We start from the raw sequence: 449 nt of genomic DNA on the forward strand, positions 1-449 counted from the left end.
AACAGCACCTTGCCCGCCGGATCGAAACAGGCCCCGCAGAACTCGCTGTTGCGGTAGTCGCCCGGCGCGACCATCTTGCCGGCTGAAGCAATCTGATCGGCGCTGAGGTTCACGTTGTGGCGCGCGAACACGAAGCTCGCACCCTCGGAGGTCAGGCCGACCAGGCGCTCGATGCGACCTTGGCCTTGGTCGTCGACGCCGCCGCCGTCCTCGCAAAGCAGCACGCCGCCGCGCGGGCTGATCGTGATGTTGTCGGGGTTGTTGGCGGTCACCGCGTTGAGTGACACGAAGACCGCCTTGAGCATGCCCGTGGCCAGGTCGTACTCCCATACCGCGCCTTCGCCGTTGCCGCCCGCGCCCGCGTCGTTCACCCCGGTCGCGGTGTCGACGATGAACAGCTTGCCGTCGTGATGCCAGATGCCTTCGCCTCGCGCCATGCGCAAGCCGCC

The 449-nt window shown here is 67.5% G+C and carries 1 protein-coding gene; it reads right to left on the reverse strand.

Annotation, left to right across the window (positions count from 1 at the left end; genetic code table 11):
• A partial coding sequence (locus AC1DYK_RS35795) for an alkaline phosphatase PhoX (protein WP_478170585.1) occupies nucleotides 1–437 on the reverse strand: 437 nt, incomplete at its 3' end.
• Nucleotides 438–449: the final 12 nt, after the last annotated feature.

The sequence above is a fragment of the Variovorax sp. P2_H12 genome (assembly GCF_056403395.1).